This window comes from Streptomyces sp. NPDC001880, from assembly GCF_053594575.1.
In genome coordinates, this window is sequence record NZ_JBSFET010000071.1 from 16970 (window position 1) to 32829 (window position 15860).

Consider the following 15860-nt stretch of genomic DNA (forward strand, 5'->3'; position numbering starts at 1 on the left):
GCTCGCGTCTCCGGACCGCACCGGGAGGGCCCGCGTCGCGAGGCCGCTCAGCCGACCGGGAACATCCCGGTGTCCAGGTCCAGCCCGAACGGCTCGGGCAGCGTCAGCTTCTCCCCGTACTCGACCGTGTCCAGCACCCGGTAGATGCCGCCGTCGGGCTCTCCGCGAATGAGAAAGCCGCAGGTCAGGCGATACGTTCCCGCACCACCGGGGTGGCGGTGAACGCCGTGCCGGCCGGAGCGATGTCGTACGCGTCGGGCAGGGCCTTCAGGGCGTAGTCGAACTTCTCGGGGGTGTCGGTGTGCAGCGTCAGCAGCGGCTGGCCGGCCGTGACCTCGTCGCCCGGCTTGGCGTGCAGTTCGACGCCCGCGCCGGCCTGGACCGGGTCCTCCTTGCGGGCCCGGCCCGCGCCGAGGCGCCAGGCGGCGACGCCGACGTCGTAGGCGTCCAGGCGGGTCAGTACGCCGGTGGACGGGGCCGTGACCACGTGCTGCTCGCGGGCGACGGGGAGCGTGGCGTCGGGGTCGCCGCCCTGGGCGGAGATCATGCGGCGCCAGACGTCCATCGCCAAGCCGTCGGCGAGGGCCTTCTCCGGGTCGGCGTCCTTGAGCCCGGCCGCGTCCAGCATTTCGCGGGCGAGGGCGAGGGTGAGGTCGACGACGTCCTTCGGGCCGCCGCCGGCCAGTACCTCGACCGATTCGCGTACCTCCAGGGCGTTGCCCGCGGTCAGGCCGAGCGGGGTGGCCATGTCGGTGAGCAGGGCGACGGTGCGCACTCCGCTGTCGGTGCCCAGCGCGACCATGGTGGAGGCCAGTTCGCGGGCGTCCTCGATGGTCTTCATGAAGGCGCCGGAGCCGACCTTGACGTCCAGGACGAGCGCGCCGGTGCCCTCGGCGATCTTCTTGGACATGATGGAGCTGGCGATGAGCGGAATGGCCTCGACGGTGCCGGTGACATCGCGCAGCGCGTACAGCTTCTTGTCGGCGGGGGCGAGCCCGTCACCGGCGGCGCAGATCACCGCGCCGGTGGTGTCCAGGACGTTCAGCATCTCCTCGTTGGAGAGGCGGGCGCGCCAGCCGGGAATGGACTCCAGCTTGTCGAGGGTGCCGCCGGTGTGGCCGAGGCCCCGGCCGCTGAGCTGCGGTACGGCGGCGCCGCAGGCGGCGACCAGCGGGGCGAGCGGCAGGGTGATCTTGTCGCCGACGCCGCCGGTGGAGTGCTTGTCGGTGGTGGGCCGGGAGAGCGACGCGAAGTCCATCCGCTCGCCGGAGGCGATCATCGCGGCGGTCCAGCGGGCGATCTCGGTGCGGTTCATACCGTTCAGCAGGATCGCCATGGCCAGCGCGGACATCTGCTCGTCGGCGACCTCACCGCGGGTGTACGCGTCGATGACCCAGTCGATCTGCTCGGGGGTCAGCTCGCCTCGGTCCCGCTTGGTGCGGATGACGGAGATGGCGTCCATGTCCTGGGAGTCCTTCCGGCCGGTACGTACGTGTGTGCGTGCGGTACGCGAGAGTCCCGAATGACTCTACGCGCATAGAGGGTGGAGATGGGAGTGGCCCTCCCGGCGGGCGGGAGGGCCACGGTGATCGCGGTGCGGACGTCCGCTACTTCAGGTGCCCCGGGCCGAAGGCCTGCGGCAGCATCTCGTCGAGCGTGCGCAGTCCCTCGGGCGTCTCCAGGACCAGCTCGGGGCCGCCGAACTCGTACAGCAGCTGCCTGCACCGGCCGCACGGCACCAGGATCTCGCCGGCCCCGTCCACGCAGGTGAAGTGGGTGAGCCGGCCGCCCCCGGTGGCGTGCAGCTGGGAGACCAGGCCGCACTCGGCGCACAGCCCGAGGCCGTACGACGCGTTCTCGACGTTGCAGCCGGAGACCGTGCGGCCGTCGTCGACGAGCGCCGCGGCGCCGACCGGGTAGTGCGAGTACGGGACGTACGCGCGGGACATCGCGGACCGTGCGGCGCTCCGCAGCGCCGCCCAGTCGACCTCCGCGGCGGCCGTCACTTGCCTTGGCCCTTGCGGTAGCGCATGCCGTCGGCCTTCGGCATCCGCAATCGCTGGGCGGAGAGCGAGAGGACGAGCAGCGTGACGATGTACGGGGTGGCGCTCACGAACTCGGTGGGCACGGTGTCCGTGGCGAGGTACCAGACCAGCACCACGGCGGCGACGACCGCGCTGACCACGCCCTGGACGAAGCTCTTGCGGTAGAGCTTCCAGGCCGCGAGCACGGCCAGCACGACCACGAGCAGCAGGAGCAGCGCGTGGACGGACTCGCCGCCGTTGCGCAGCTGGAGCGCGTCGGCGAAGCCGAACAAGCCGGAGCCCATGGCGAGCCCGCCGGGCCGCCAGTTACCGAAGATCATCGCGGCGAGACCGATGTAGCCGCGGCCGCCGGTCTGGCCCTCGTTGTAGATGTGCGAGGTGACCAGCGAGAGGAAGGCGCCGCCGAGGCCGGCCATGCCGCCGGAGACGATCACCGCGATGTACTTGTAGCGGTAGACGTTCACGCCGAGCGATTCGGCGGCGACGGGGTTCTCGCCGCAGGAGCGCAGCCGCAGCCCGAACGAGGTCTTCCACAGCACGAAGAACGTGAGGACGAACAGGACGATGGCCAGGATCGTCAGCAGCGACACATTGGTGACCAGGCCGCCGATGACACCGGCAAGGTCGGAGACGAAGAACCAGTGGTGCATCTCGATGGAGTGCAGCCAGTCGGAGAGGCCCGGGATCGTCACCGAGGTGATGTCGTCGGACGGCGGGGACTGCTTCGGGCTGCCGCCCTTGGCCGCCGCCTCGCCCGTGTTGAACCAGAGCTTGGCCAAGTAGGTGGTGAAGCCGAGCGCCAGGATGTTGATGGCGATACCGGAGATGATGTGGTCGACGCCGAAGGTGACGGTCGCGACCGCGTGCAGCAGCCCGCCGAGCATGCCGCCGACGACCCCGGCCAGCACGCCGAGCCACGGGTCGGTCTGCCAGCCGGCCCAGGCACCGAAGAAGGTGCCCAGGATCATCATGCCTTCGAGGCCGATGTTGACCACACCGGCCCGCTCGGCCCACAGGCCGCCGAGACCGGCGAGTCCGATCGGCACGGCCATCGCGAGCGCCGCGCTGATCTGGCCCGCCGAAGTGACGTCCTCCGCGCCGGTGATGGCGCGCACGGCGGACAGCGCGAGCATCACGCCCGCGATGATCAGCAGGACGGTGGGGAAGGAGAGGCGGGTGCGGCCGCCCTTGCCGCCGGAGACCTTGGGGGCTGCGGGGGGCGGGGTGGAAGTCGCCGTGGCACTCACGCCGACACCTCCTGCTGCTCGGAGTTACGGGCGGCCTGGGCGGCGAGTTCCGCGCCGACCTTGCTCTGCTGGCGCTTGAGTCCGTAGCGGCGGACGACTTCGTAGGCGATGACGACGCACAGGACGATGACACCCTGGATCACGCCGACGATCTCCTTGTCGTAGCCCTCGAATTCGAGCTTGCCGGTGCCGCGCTCCAGGAAGCCCCAGAGCAGCGCGCCGAGCGCGATGCCGATGGGGTGGTTGCGGCCGAGGAGGGCGATGGCGATACCGGTGAAGCCGATACCGATGGGGAAGTCGCCGCTGTACTCGTAGCTGTCGTTGAGGAGGGTCGGCATGCCGACCAGACCGGCCATGGCGCCGGAGATCAGCATCGAGGTGACGACCATCTTCTTGACGTCGACACCGCTGGCCTCGGCCGCGGAGCCGGACTGGCCGACGGTGCGCAGGTCGAAGCCGAAGCGGGTGCGCGAGAGCGCGAACCAGTAGGCGATGCCCGCGACGACCGCGACCACGATGAAGCCCCAGACGGGCGTCGGGGTGGTCGGGAACTCGAAGAAGTGCGAGGACTCCGGGAGCGGCTTGGTGGAGATCTTCGTGCCGGCCTCGTCGAGGTGGCCGAGGCGGCCCTCCTGGAGCAGATAACCGATGATGGCCGTCGCGATGGCGTTCAGCATGATCGTCGAGACGACCTCGCTGACGCCGCGGGTGACCTTGAGGACACCGGCGATACCGGCCCACATCGCGCCGACGATCATCGCGGTGAGGATGATCAGCGGGATCTGCAGGGCGCCGGGCAGCGTCAGCGCGCCGCCGACCGCGGCGGCGAAGAAGGCGGCGAGGCGGTACTGGCCGTCGACGCCGATGTTGAAGAGGTTCATCCGGAAGCCGACGGCCACCGCGAGACCCGCGAGGTAGTACGTCGTCGCCTTGTTGAGGATGTAAACCTGGCTGTCCGACTTCAGCCCGTAGTCGAACATGATGCCGAAGGCGCTGAACGGCTCCTTGCCTGTGGCGGCCAGCACGAGTGCGGTCACCAGGAAGGCGACCACGATCGCGAGTACGGGGGCCGCGATCCCCAGGAGCAGCCGCTCCTTGTCGATCTTCTTCATCGGTCCTCTCCCCCGTTCCGGGGGTCGGTGTCGGTGCTTTCGGGAGCCGCGTCCTCGGGCGCCGGTGACCCGTCCGGGGCTTCCAGGTGGCCGCTGGACGCGCCCGTCATCGCCGAGCCGAGCTCTTCCGGGGTGATGGTCGCCGGGTCGGCGTCCGCGACCAGCCGGCCGCGGTACATGACACGCAAGGTGTCGGAGAGCCCGATCAGCTCGTCCAGGTCGGCGGAGATCAGCAGGACCGCGAGGCCTTCGCGGCGCGCCTCGCGGATCTGGTCCCAGATCTGGGCCTGCGCGCCGACGTCCACGCCCCGGGTCGGGTGCGCGGCGATCAGCAGCTTGGGGTCGTGGCTCATCTCGCGGCCGACGATCAGCTTCTGCTGGTTGCCGCCGGAGAGCGAGGCGGCGGTGACGTCGATGCCGGGGGTGCGGACGTCGTACTCACGCACGATCCGCTCGGTGTCGGCGCGGGCGCCCTTGAGGTCGAGGAACGCGCCCTTGCTGTTGGGGCGTTCGGTGACGTGGCCGAGGATGCGGTTCTCCCAGAGCGGGGCCTCCAGCAGCAGTCCGTGCCGGTGGCGGTCCTCGGGGATGACGCCCATGCCGTCCTCGCGGCGCTTGCGGGTCGGCGTGCGGGAGATGTCGGCTCCGTCAAGGGTGACCACGCCGGCGTCGAGCTGACGCATGCCCATGATCGCGTCGACGAGTTCGGACTGGCCGTTGCCCTCGACGCCCGCGATCCCGAGGACCTCGCCCTTGTGGATGGTGAAGCCGATGCCGTCGAGAACCGAACGCACCACGCCGTCCGGGTCGGTGGCGCTCAGCCGCAACCCCTCGACGGTCAGCATCGGCACGTCGGTGACGGTCGACTCGCGAGTCTCGGGCGACGGGAGTTCACTGCCGACCATGAGCTCGGCGAGCTGCTTGGTCGTGGTGCTCTTCGGGTCGGCGGTGCCCACCGTCGTACCGCGCCGGATGACGGTGATCTCGTCGGCGACCGACAGGACCTCGCCCAGCTTGTGCGAGATGAAGATGACGGTCAGGCCCTCGGCCTTGAGCTCGCGCAGGTTGTCGAAGAGCGCGTCGACCTCCTGCGGTACGAGGACGGCGGTGGGCTCGTCGAGGATCAGGGTGCGGGCGCCGCGGTAGAGGACCTTGAGGATCTCCACGCGCTGCCGGTCGGCGACCCCGAGGTCCTCGACCATGGCGTCCGGGCGGACCCCGAGACCGTAGGAGTCCGAGATCTCCTTGATCCTGGCGCGGGCCCGGTCGCCGATCCCGTACAGCTTCTCCGAGCCGAGGACGACGTTCTCCAGGACGGTGAGGTAGTCGGCGAGCATGAAGTGCTGGTGCACCATGCCGATGCCGCGCGCGATGGCATCACCGGGGTTGTGGAACGAGACCTGCTCGCCGTCCACCGCGATGGTGCCCTCGTCCGGCTTCTGCATGCCGTACAGGATCTTCATCAGAGTGGACTTGCCGGCGCCGTTCTCGCCGACGAGAGCGTGGACGGTGCCACGGCGCACGGTGATGTCGATGTCGTGGTTGGCCACGACCCCGGGGAACCGCTTGGTGATGCCGCGGAGCTCCACGGCATGGGGACTGCTGGACGCGTTGATGGCGCACTCTCCTTGGCAAGGAGCGGAGGGCGGAGGCGGTGGGAGCGTGAAAAGTATCGCGCCCGGCGGACGCTACGCGCGTAGCGCCACCGAATCGTTGGCCACCTGATGACAGGTCGCGGACCGTGTGCGTACGGATACGGCAAGTCGGCCGGGTCCGTACGTGAAATCGGGGCCCGAGTGAAGCCGAAGCGGCTCACCCGGGCCCCGATCGACGGTGGATCAGGTCGTGGTCTTGACCTTGACGGTGCCGTCGACGATCTTCTTCTTCGCCTCGTCGAGCTGGGGCTGGATGTCCTTGAGGTGGTCACCCGTAGCGGTCAGGCTGACGCCGCCCTTGGCCAGGGAGTACGACTGCGTGCCGGTCAGCGGCTTGCCGTCCTTGACGGACTTGATCAGGTCGTAGACACCGCCGTCGACGTTCTTGACGACGGAGGTCATGATCGTGTCCTTGTACTTCGACAGGGACGGGTCGAGGGCCTGGTCGGAGTCGACGCCGATGGACCAGGCGCCCTTCTTGCCCGAGACGGCCTCGATCGAGCCGGCACCCGAGCCGCCCGCGGCGGCGAAGATGACGTCCGCGCCCTTGTCGAGCATGCCCTTGGCGGCGGCCGCACCCTTGTCGGGGCTACCGAAGCCGGACAGGTCCGAACCGGTGGACAGGTACTGGATCTGCACCTTGGCCTTCGGGTTGGTGTCCAGGACACCCTGCTGGAAGCCCGCGGCGAACTTCTTGATCAGCGGCAGGTCCACACCGCCTATGAAGCCGACCTGGCCGTCCTTCGACTTCAGCGCGGCGGCGACACCGGCGAGGTAGGAGCCCTGCTCCTCGGTGAAGACGATGCTGTCGACGTTCTTCGCGTCGGAGACGGAGTCGACCAGACCGAAGTCGACGTCCGGGTACTTGGGGGCGACCTTGTCGATCGCGGCCTTGTACGCGAAGCCGACCCCGATGACCGGGTTGTAGCCGCCCTCGGCGAGCGACTGGAGGCGCTGCTCACGGTCGGCAGGAGCCTCACCGGACTTGGCGGTGAGCTCCTTCGTCTCGGCACCGAACTCGGCCTTGGCCTTGTCCAGACCGCGCGCGGCGGAGTCGTTGAACGAGTTGTCACCGCGGCCGCCCACGTCGTAGGCCATGCCGATCTTCATCTTGCCCTTGCCGGAGCCGGAGCTCTCGGTGGACGACTCGCCGCACGCGGTGGCGGTGAGCGCGAGGGTCGCGGTGACGGCACACGCAGCGGTGATCTTGGATACCCGGCGCAAGGGAAGGCTCCTTCAAACCTGACCGAAGCGCCTCTTCCGGCGCTGGTTTCGCGGCGATCGTAACGCGCGTAGATGTCAGTTAAGCACCCGTTCATGAGTCGTTATCGGATCGTCGCGAACCCGCTTCGATGGCGAGCGCCGACACCTCCGTAAGGGTAGCGAGCGACCACGCCGCGTGAGCGTCGACAAGAAAGGGCACACCGGGACAAAACGCCCAGTCGACCACGAGCGCGACACGCGGAATTCCCCATTCCACAGAACCCCATTTCCTCAACTTTTCTAATCCATTGCCAAGCCCGCAAATTTACTGATAGAAACTTTTCGACCAGTCAGCTACGGGTCGAGTCGAACGACAGGTTTTCCGCCATACATTTTCGGCCAGGAATGTGCCACCCTGCCGAAAATCGGACGCGGAATTCCCCGAAAGGCTCTTCCCGTGAGGCAAAACGGATGGGGAATTATGAAGAAGAGAGCCTCCGTCGTGGCGGGGATCGCACTCGCGCTCACCACCGGAACCTTCGCACTCGCACCCGGCGCGTCGGCCGGAGCGCGCGTCGGCGACTGCAACACCTGGAAGTCGAACACCGCGCCATGGACCGGATCCGCCTACTGCAGCGGCATGGCGTGGGCCGACAAGTTCCGAGTGAAGGTCACTTGCATCGATCCGCGCGGATCGCAGTGGAGCGCCTACGGCCCTTGGAAGAAGAACGCCCAGACTTCCACCGCAAAGTGCTCGGATAATCCTAGCGTCGGAGTCCTGAAGGTCGGCTTCGTTTTCGATCACTGATAAACATCATCACATCGAAAAACTCTCGCTTCACTTACACAAATGAATAGCCTTCATTGAAGGTTGCTTTGCCTCAATATCACCTGGAGAGGGCAAGAATGAAGAGGCGTTCGATCACTTCGGTGCTCGCGTTGGCGACAGTGGCCGGATCCCTGCTGGTGGCGCCCGGCGCCACAGCGGCCGAGGCAGGTGTCCGGGGGACCAGTTGCGAGGTGTGGAAGTCGAGCAAGGCGCCGTGGACCGGCTACTCGAAGTGCACGGGAATGCTGCCCGTCGTCGAGCGCCAGCAGGTGAAGGTCATTTGCATCGACCCCCGCGGGAGCCAATGGGTCGTCTACGGCCGGGGCAAGGGCAACGGAGAAACGTCCAGCGCGAAATGCTCGGACAACCCCAACGTCGGTGTGTACAAGGTGGGGGCCCACGTCTACCGAATCTGACGGTGACACGAGGGATCCGTCAGTGACATGAAGGGCGCCGTCCGGCCTGTTCTCCAGGCTGGACGGCGCCCTTCACATTCCCCCGGCCTATGAGCTCCTGTCGAGCAACGCCGCAGCGGTGAACAGCTCGACGGCGACCGTGATCGCCTCCTCATCGGCGTCGAAATCGCCCCGGTGCAGGTCGAGACGGGCACTGTCGCCGGGCTTGCGGACGCCGAGCCGGGCCATGGCGCCGGGGACGTGTTCCAGGTACCAGGAGAAGTCCTCGCCGCCCAGACTCTGCTCGGTGCCCTCGATCGCGTGCGATCCGCGGCGCGCGGTCATCGCCGCGGCGAGCAGATCGATCGCGGCGGCGTCGTTCACCACGGGCGGGACACCGCGGACGTAGTTGATCATCGTCTTGGCGCCGTGCATCCCGGCCACCTCGTCGATCGCCGCGTGCACCAGGTCGGGGGCCTCCCGCCAGGCGGCCAGCTCCAGACAACGGACGGTGCCCGACAGTTCGGCGTGCTGCGGGATCACATTGCAGGCGTGACCGGCCTCCAGCCGCCCCCAGGTGACGGCGAGCCCGGCGCGCGCGTCGATCCGGCGGGCCAGCAGCGCGGGCACCTCGGTGGCGACCTTGGCGGCGGCGGTGACCAGGTCGGTGGTCAGGTGCGGCCGGGCGGTGTGCCCGCCCGGACCGTCGAGCGACACCTCCAGCCGGTCGCAGGCCGAGGTGATCGCCCCCACCCGCAGCCCGATCCGCCCGACGTCCACCCTCGGGTCGCAGTGCACTCCGATGATCCGCCCGACGCCCTCCAGCGCCCCGGACAGGATCGTGTCGGGCGCCCCGCCGGGCAGCACCTCCTCGGCCGGCTGGAAGATCAGCCGCACCGGGTTCGGGAGCAGCCCCTGCCGGTCGAGCCCGGCGAGCACGAGCCCGGCACCGAGGACCGAGGTGGTGTGGATGTCGTGTCCGCACGCGTGCGCCCGGTCGGGGACGGTGGAACGGTACGGGACGCCGGCCTTGGTGTCCGGGATGGGCAGTGCGTCGATGTCCGCGCGCAGGGCGAGCATGGGCGCGGTGGAGTCGTCCCGCGTGCCCACGTCACAGATGAGCCCCGTCCCCGTGTCGAGCACCCGGGGCTCCAGTCCCGCCTTCTCCAGCCGGGCCTTGATGGCCGCGGTGGTACGGAACTCCTGGTTGCCCAGCTCGGGGTGCATGTGCAGATCGCGCCGGAAGGCGATCAGCTCGGCACGCAGGTCCTCGGGGAGGGTGCCGGGCAGCGGTTCGGTGGAGGAGGTCGGCTCGGCGTCGGACTCGCGGGACATCAACTGGTTCACCTGGAGAAGAGTAAGGCCCTTCCCCCTTCAACTGACCATGAAACAAAAAAAGTTCAGCCATATAGACGAATAAATGACTGCGTCGCGACGTGTGGCGCGAGATGGTGGTGGGTAAACTGTGCGGTCTTTGTCACCTCGTCCACCTGCCCGTGCCGGAGGAAGCCCGCCGCCCGGGACCGCTTCGCAGCGCCACCGCCGCGAACCCCACTGCCCCGGCCGGGAACGCCCCCCTCGACAACACCCCGGTTGCCGAGTGCTCCTCATGGTCGACGGACCAGGTCCCGGGAGCGGCCGGACGGCTCCGGCCGCGCCCCAGGACCTGGTCGAACTGTGCGTCGTACGCGGGGTGGTGTCAGCGCACGCCCACCGCGCGGATGATCTCCTGCTCCACCGAGCCGCCGCGGTCGTCGCTCGCGCCCGCCCGCAGCGAGACGGACTTCGCGCCGCTCGGGACGCGCAGCTCACCGTTCCAGGAGGCGTCGCGCGACGAGCTCAGCGCGACGTTCGTCCAGGTCGCACCCTCGTCGTAGGAGACCTCCAGGGAGCCGCCGCCGAGGACACCCGTGTCCGACGCGCCCTTCACGTACTCGGCGTAGATCCGTACGGGCACCCGGCTGCCGCCTCGGACGTCGCCGATGAGGTCGGTGTCGAGGTCGAAGCCGAGGTTGATCATCGGCAGGAAGGTTTGCCGGTCGGCCGGGGTCTCCTTGGAGCGGAAGGTCCACTCCGAGTGGCCCTTGGTGGCGAGCCGCCAGCGGTCCGGGTCGAGCGCGGTGTCGGTGACGACCTTGTAAGTGGCCTCCTCCGCGGGGGCGTCCCAGACGTAGCCGCCGGAACTTATCCTGCGGGAGACCTGCTCGCCGTTGACGTACACCTCGGTGTACTGGCTCATCGTCGGGTCGTTGTACACGTCGCCGAAGCCGGAGTGGTCCGGTCCGGAGTCGCCCCAGCCGGGCGTGTTGAACTGCAGTTGTTTACCGGAGCGCTGCTGACCCCAGCCGACGCCGGTGCCGAGCCACGGGTGCCAGACCGGCTTGAACCAGCCCAGCTCGACCTTGCTGCCGCCCCGGTAGGACGAGATGCCGCCGCGCTGCTCCATCGAGAGCCGGCTCTCCCCCAGGTTGACGGCCTCGTGCCAGCGCTGGCCGGTGCCGGTGGAGACGTACTCGGTGCGCTCGGTCGGGAAGAGGATCCATTCCTTGTAGCCGAAGCCGTACCGGAAGGTGTCGGTGAGCGAGTAGCGGAACTCGCCGCCGATCTCCTTCCTGTCCGTCGGCATGTGGAACTTCGAGTGGATGGTGGCGAGTTCGCCCTTGCCGGGCCGGAAGACAAGGTCCGTGCCGATGGCTCCGGGGTGCCCCTCGGAGAGGTCGTAGGTGTACGGGGTGAAGCGGGTGCCCGTCAGGTCGAGAGCCTTCCCGCGGGCCGCGGCGGACGCGATCCTTGCGGCGTCGGCCGCGTTCACGGTGGCGACGGCGAGCGGCCGTTCCTCTCGGTCGGCGGTGCCGAACCACGCCACCAGCCGGCCGGGCTTGTCGTCGGTGACGAACAGGGCCTTGGCGCCCGCGTCCTGGGCAGTCTGGGCGAGCTGCGTGGGGTCGGCGCCCTCGGTGCGGCGGACCAGGACCGCCTTGCCGGTGACGTCCTTGCCGGCGTACTCCGCGGCGGTGCCGGTGCCCGCGTCGACGACGCCGAGACGGTGACGGCCGTCGAGGAGGGTGGCACCGCGCTGCGGGGTGGCGTCGGAGAGCCGGACGCCGCCCGCGGCGACCTCGAACATCGGCTTGCCGAGCCGCCAGACCGTCCGGTACTCGAAGGTGCCGGTGGCGGGCTTGGTGGTGGGCGCGGCGAAGATTGAGTCGTACTTCGCGGGGACCATTTCGGCGTCGCTGAAGGAGACCCCGTTGGCCTTGCGGTCGAACTCCATCAGGAGCTGCCGGGTCTCGGTGCGCTTGTCGACCTCGGCGCGGATCTCACGCAGTTGGCGCCCGTCGAGGGTGATCTCGCGGTCGCGGTCGAGGACGATCTCCGGGTCGGTGAGGAAGCCGAGGCCGAGGGAGTCCTTGCCGTGCGAGCCGCGGACGTCGAGGAAGGTGTCGACGGTGTACGTGCCGGGCTTCAGGCGCAGTTGGACGGTGCCGGACTCGCCGACGGCCGCCGGGAACGGGTCGACACTCGCGGCCAGCTGCTTCACCCAGAGCCAGCCGGGGGCGGGGGCGCCGTCGCGGTCCTTGACGTGGACGGTGAGGGTGTAGCGCTCCTCCTCCTTGACCAGGCCGAGCGCGGTGTGTGTGACGGGCGTGCCGTCGGAGGTGGCGGTGATGCGGCCGGAGCTGTTGCCGACGGGGGCCTTGGTGCCGTCGCCGGTGACGGTGGTCTGCGCGGTGCCGTGGGCCGGGACGGTGAGGGTGGTGTCGGCGAGGGTGGTGGTGCCTTCCGGCATGCCTTCGACGGCCAGGTTCAGCTCGACGGGCGCGTCGGAGGAGTTGGTGTACGTGACGGTCTTCGTCACGGGCTTGTTCGACTCGTAGGGCCAGGAGTAGAAGCCCAGGTCGGCGGAGCCGGTGGCGGTGACGTTCGCGGAGATCGCGGCAGCTACGTCGACCCGGCCCGCGCCGAGGGCGTACGAGGACGCGGTGAGGGTCTTGGAGCTGGACATGAGGGCGTTCTTGAGCTGGGCACCGGTCCAGTCGGGGTGCTGTTCGGCGAGGAGCGCGGCGACGCCCGCGACGTGCGGGGTCGCCATCGACGTACCGCTCTTGGAGGTGTAGAGGCCGCTGCCGCTGACGAGTTGGGAGCGGGCGGCGAGAATGTCGACACCGGGGGCGGAGACGTCGGGCTTGAGGGCCTGGTCGCCGTAGCGGGGGCCCTGGCTGGTGAAGTTGGCGGCGCGGTCGGTGGAGTCGACGGCGCCGACGGTGAGCGCGGAGTCGGCGGCGCCGGGTGAGCCGATGGAGCCCGGGGCGCCGGAGTTGCCGGCGGCGATGACGAAGAGGGCGCCGGTCTCGGCGGAGAGGGTGTTCACCGCCTGGGCCATGGGGTCGGTGCCGTCGCTGCCCTCGCTGGAGCCGAGGCTCATCGAGACGATCTTCGCGTCGATGTCCTTGGCGGCCCATTCCATGCCGGCGATGATCTGCGACTCGCTGCCGGTGCCCTGGTCGTTGAGGACCTTGCCGACGGCGAGGGTGGCGCCGGGGGCGACGCCCTTCTCCTTGCCCTCGGAGCCCGCACCGCTGCCGCCGACGGTGGAGGCGACATGGGTGCCGTGGCCGTCGCGGTCGGCGACCTCCTGGCCCTCGATGAAGGACCGGCTCTCGGCGACCCGTCCGTCGAGGTCGGGGTGGGAGAGGTCGGCGCCGGTGTCGAGCACGGCGACCTTGACGCCCTTGCCGGTCAGGCCGGCTTCCCAGGCCTTGGGGGTGCCGATCTGGGCGTTGGAGTCGGCCATGGCAGCCTTGACCCGGGCGTCGAGCCAGACCTTCATGGCACCGGCCGAGCGGGCGCCGGGGCGGGCGGAGGCGGTGAACTCGCGCCAGAAGGCGGCTGGTTCGTTGGCTTTTACGGCCGCGCCGCCGATGCTGGGCAGGGCCCGGACGGTCTTGGTGCCGCGCGGGGCGGCGGCGGTGCGGGCACCCTTGCCGTGCGTCACGATGAGCGGCAGATCGCCGGTGATGCCCTGCTCGACGAGGCCGGTGACGTCGAAGAGCCGCCGGTCGAGGAGACCGGCCTCCAGGTAGGGACGGGCCTCGTCGGGTATGACGGCGACCCTGCCGTTCACCGTCTCGTTACGGACGGCCCCGGTGGCACCCTTGACCCGGTCGACGGTGACGGTCTTCCGGCCGGCGCCGAGGTCGGTGAGGGTGACGCGGTCACCGGTGATGAGGGTGACGGTGGTGCTCGCGCCCTGGGCCCCGGTGAAGGTGGCCGGCACGGACGCGGTGTCCGGAGCGGTATCGGGCGCGGCGGCGGTCTGCCCTGCCGAGAGCAGCACCAGGGAGAGCCCTGCGGCAAGCAGGGCGGCCCTTCCTCCCGTGGAAGGTCTTATCACGACGCACTCCTCAAACGCCCGGGGGAAGGGATGGTCCGGGCGGCGCAATAAGTCTGAGCCGTGGCACGGGAGTTGAAGCCTGTCGCGCGTGGCGGCTATGTGACTGGCGGTCAACTGCCATTCGTTAATGCTCTGTTGACAGCCGCATGCCGGTCAGGCTTCGCAATGAGTCGGGCGGCGCGCGGGTCGGGGTCAGGAGCGGCTACGAGACCGGGGGGCGGTCGAGGCGTTGGACCGGGTGCTGCGGGGCGAGGCGCTGCGGATCGGTTTCTGGCCGGGCACGACCGGGCAGAACGTGGAGCAGCCGGTCGACACGGCCCTCGCGGGGCTCGAGGGCGCGCGGGTGGTGGGTGCGTCAGAGTCGGACTGAGGCCCTGCTTGATGAGGCGAACGCGCTGACGGCCGGTGATTCGCCAAGGGTTCGGCGCTCTGGATGCACATGACACCTGGAGCATGCGGCTGCCGCTGTCCGTCCGCGCTGCCCCCTGCGGCAATCCGCGAGGCCACGACGTCGACCAGCTTGTTCTGGTCCTTCGCGGAGCCTGGAACGTGCCCTTGGCGTTCCTGCGTGCGAGGCCGCGATGCGAGCGGACCAGGTCCCGGGGACGGCCGGACGGCTCCGGCCGCGCCCCAGGACCTGGTCTAACTGCGCGTCATGCGCGGAATGGTCAGCGTACGCCCACCGCGCGGATGATCTCCTGCTTCACCGAGCCGCCGCGGTCGTCGCTCACGCCCGCCCGCAGCGAGACGGACTTCGCGCCGCTCGGGACGCGCAGCTCACCGTTCCAGGAGGCGTCGCGCGACGAGCTCAGCGCGACGTTCGTCCAGGTCGCACCCTCGTCGTAGGAGACCTCCAGGGAGCCGCCGCCGAGGACACCGGTATCCGACGCGCCCTTCACGTACTCGGCGTAGATCCGTACGGGCACCCGGCTGCCGCCTCGGACGTCGCCGACGAGGTCGGTGTCGAGGTCGAAGCCGAGGTTGATCATCGGCAGGTAGGTCCACCGGTCGGCCGGGGTCTCCTTGGAGCGGATGGTCCACTCGGAGTGGCCCTTGGTGGCGAGACGCCAGCGGTCCGGGTCGAGCGTGGTGTCGGTGACGACCTTGTAGGTGGCCTCCTCTGCGGGGGCCGGCCGGGCGTAGGCGCCGGAACTCTTCCTGCGGTCGACCCGCTCGCCGTTGACGTACACCTCGGTGTACTGGGTCATCGTCGGGTCGTCGTACACCCTGCCGAAGCCGGTGTGGTCCGGTCCGGAGTCGCCCCAGCCGGGCGTGTTGAAGCGCAGTTCGCTGCCGGCGCGCTCCTGACCCCAGCCGAGGCCGGTGCCGAGCCACGGGTGCCAGACCGGCTTGAACCACTCCAGCTCGACCTTGCTGCCGCCCCGGTAGGACGGGGTGCCGCTGCGCTCCTCGAGCGATTTCTCCAGGTCGACGGACTCGTGCCAGCGCTGGCCGGCGGCGGTGGAGACGTACTCGGTGCGCTCGGTCGGGAAGGCGATCCATTCCTTGTAGCCGAAGCCGTACCGGAAGGTGTCGGTGACCGCGAAGCGGAACTCGCCGCCGATCTCCTTCCTGTCCGTCGGCATGTAGTACTTCGAGTGGATCGTGGCGAGGTCGTCCGCGCCGGGCTGGAAGACGAGGTCCGTGCCGATGGCGCCGGGGTGCTCCTCGGAGAGGTCGTAGGTGTACGGGGTGAAGCGGGTGCCCGTCAGGTCGAGCGCCTTCCCGCGGGCCGCGGCGGACGCGATCCTGGCGGCGTCGGCCGCGTTCACGGTGGCGACGGCGATCGGCCGTTCCTCTCGGTCGGCGGTGCCGAACCACGCCATCAGCCGGCCGGGCTTGTCGTCGGTGACGAACAGGGCCTTGGCGCCCGCGTCCTGGGCGGTCTGGGCGAGCTGCGTGGGGTCGGCGCCCTCGGTGCGGCGGACCAGGACCGCCTTGCCGGTGACGTCCTTGCCGGCGTACTCCGCGGCGGTGCC

11 protein-coding genes and 1 pseudogene are annotated in these 15860 nt (G+C 69.6%); 2 read left to right on the forward strand and 10 right to left on the reverse strand.

All coding sequences use genetic code 11. From position 1 onward, the window contains the following. Positions 1-47 precede the first annotated feature (47 nt). The 7 genes and pseudogenes from ACWCQ6_RS27650 to ACWCQ6_RS27680 form a co-directional block, all read right to left on the reverse strand. Positions 48-164: pseudogene (locus tag ACWCQ6_RS27650) on the reverse strand (Uma2 family endonuclease); the annotation flags it as partial. Positions 165-184: 20 nt separating this feature from the next. After that, entirely contained in the window at positions 185-1462 is a 1278-nt protein-coding gene (locus tag ACWCQ6_RS27655) for a thymidine phosphorylase (protein WP_451093653.1), read from the reverse strand. 145 nt (positions 1463-1607) lie between these two features. After that, entirely contained in the window at positions 1608-2006 is a 399-nt protein-coding gene (locus ACWCQ6_RS27660) for a cytidine deaminase (RefSeq protein ID WP_451093655.1), read from the reverse strand. Next, on the reverse strand, positions 2003-3292 hold the full coding sequence (locus tag ACWCQ6_RS27665; protein ID WP_451093657.1) for an ABC transporter permease: 1290 nt from the start codon (positions 3290-3292) through the stop codon (positions 2003-2005). Before ACWCQ6_RS27665 ends, ACWCQ6_RS27660 begins: the two co-directional genes overlap by 4 nt. Continuing rightward, positions 3289-4404 carry an ABC transporter permease gene (locus tag ACWCQ6_RS27670; RefSeq protein ID WP_451093659.1) on the reverse strand — a complete coding sequence of 372 codons (1116 nt, stop codon included), beginning with the start codon at positions 4402-4404 and terminating at the stop codon, positions 3289-3291. Before ACWCQ6_RS27670 ends, ACWCQ6_RS27665 begins: the two co-directional genes overlap by 4 nt. Continuing rightward, complete coding sequence (locus tag ACWCQ6_RS27675) at positions 4401-5993, reverse strand: ABC transporter ATP-binding protein (protein ID WP_451093661.1); 1593 nt, start codon at positions 5991-5993, stop codon at positions 4401-4403. The genes ACWCQ6_RS27670 and ACWCQ6_RS27675 overlap by 4 nt, the downstream gene beginning before the upstream one ends. Positions 5994-6242: 249 nt before the next feature. Continuing rightward, positions 6243-7283 (reverse strand): BMP family lipoprotein, encoded by a 1041-nt coding sequence (locus tag ACWCQ6_RS27680; protein ID WP_451093663.1) that lies wholly within the window; start codon positions 7281-7283, stop codon positions 6243-6245. Between the two features lie 460 nt (positions 7284-7743). Here ACWCQ6_RS27680 and ACWCQ6_RS27685 point away from each other — a divergent pair, with 460 nt between their 5' ends. Next, positions 7744-8070, forward strand: a complete 327-nt coding sequence (locus tag ACWCQ6_RS27685; RefSeq protein ID WP_451093665.1) for a hypothetical protein — start codon at positions 7744-7746, stop codon at positions 8068-8070. 98 nt (positions 8071-8168) lie between these two features. Continuing rightward, positions 8169-8507: a hypothetical protein gene (locus tag ACWCQ6_RS27690; RefSeq protein WP_451093667.1), complete on the forward strand. Its 339-nt coding sequence runs from the start codon at positions 8169-8171 to the stop codon at positions 8505-8507. Positions 8508-8594: 87 nt separating this feature from the next. On the opposite strand, the gene ACWCQ6_RS27695 is transcribed toward ACWCQ6_RS27690, so the two are convergent. The 3 genes from ACWCQ6_RS27695 to ACWCQ6_RS27705 form a co-directional block, all read right to left on the reverse strand. Further along, complete coding sequence (locus ACWCQ6_RS27695; RefSeq protein ID WP_451093675.1) at positions 8595-9821, reverse strand: amidohydrolase; 1227 nt, start codon at positions 9819-9821, stop codon at positions 8595-8597. A 364-nt stretch (positions 9822-10185) separates the two neighbouring features. Continuing rightward, entirely contained in the window at positions 10186-13881 is a 3696-nt protein-coding gene (locus ACWCQ6_RS27700) for a S8 family serine peptidase (protein WP_451093669.1), read from the reverse strand. A 668-nt stretch (positions 13882-14549) separates the two neighbouring features. Further along, a partial coding sequence (locus ACWCQ6_RS27705; RefSeq protein ID WP_451093671.1) for a PA domain-containing protein occupies positions 14550-15860 on the reverse strand: 1311 nt, incomplete at its 5' end.

Excerpts from the sequence above, each read along its gene's own strand:
- ACWCQ6_RS27655 (WP_451093653.1), bottom strand. The coding sequence starts at position 1,462 with ATGGACGCCATCTCCGTCATCCGCACCAAGCGGGACCGAGGCGAGCTG.
- ACWCQ6_RS27670 (WP_451093659.1), bottom strand. The coding sequence starts at position 4,404 with ATGAAGAAGATCGACAAGGAGCGGCTGCTCCTGGGGATCGCGGCCCCC.
- ACWCQ6_RS27685 (WP_451093665.1), top strand. The coding sequence starts at position 7,744 with ATGAAGAAGAGAGCCTCCGTCGTGGCGGGGATCGCACTCGCGCTCACC.
- ACWCQ6_RS27690 (WP_451093667.1), top strand. The coding sequence starts at position 8,169 with ATGAAGAGGCGTTCGATCACTTCGGTGCTCGCGTTGGCGACAGTGGCC.
- ACWCQ6_RS27695 (WP_451093675.1), bottom strand. The coding sequence starts at position 9,821 with ATGTCCCGCGAGTCCGACGCCGAGCCGACCTCCTCCACCGAACCGCTG.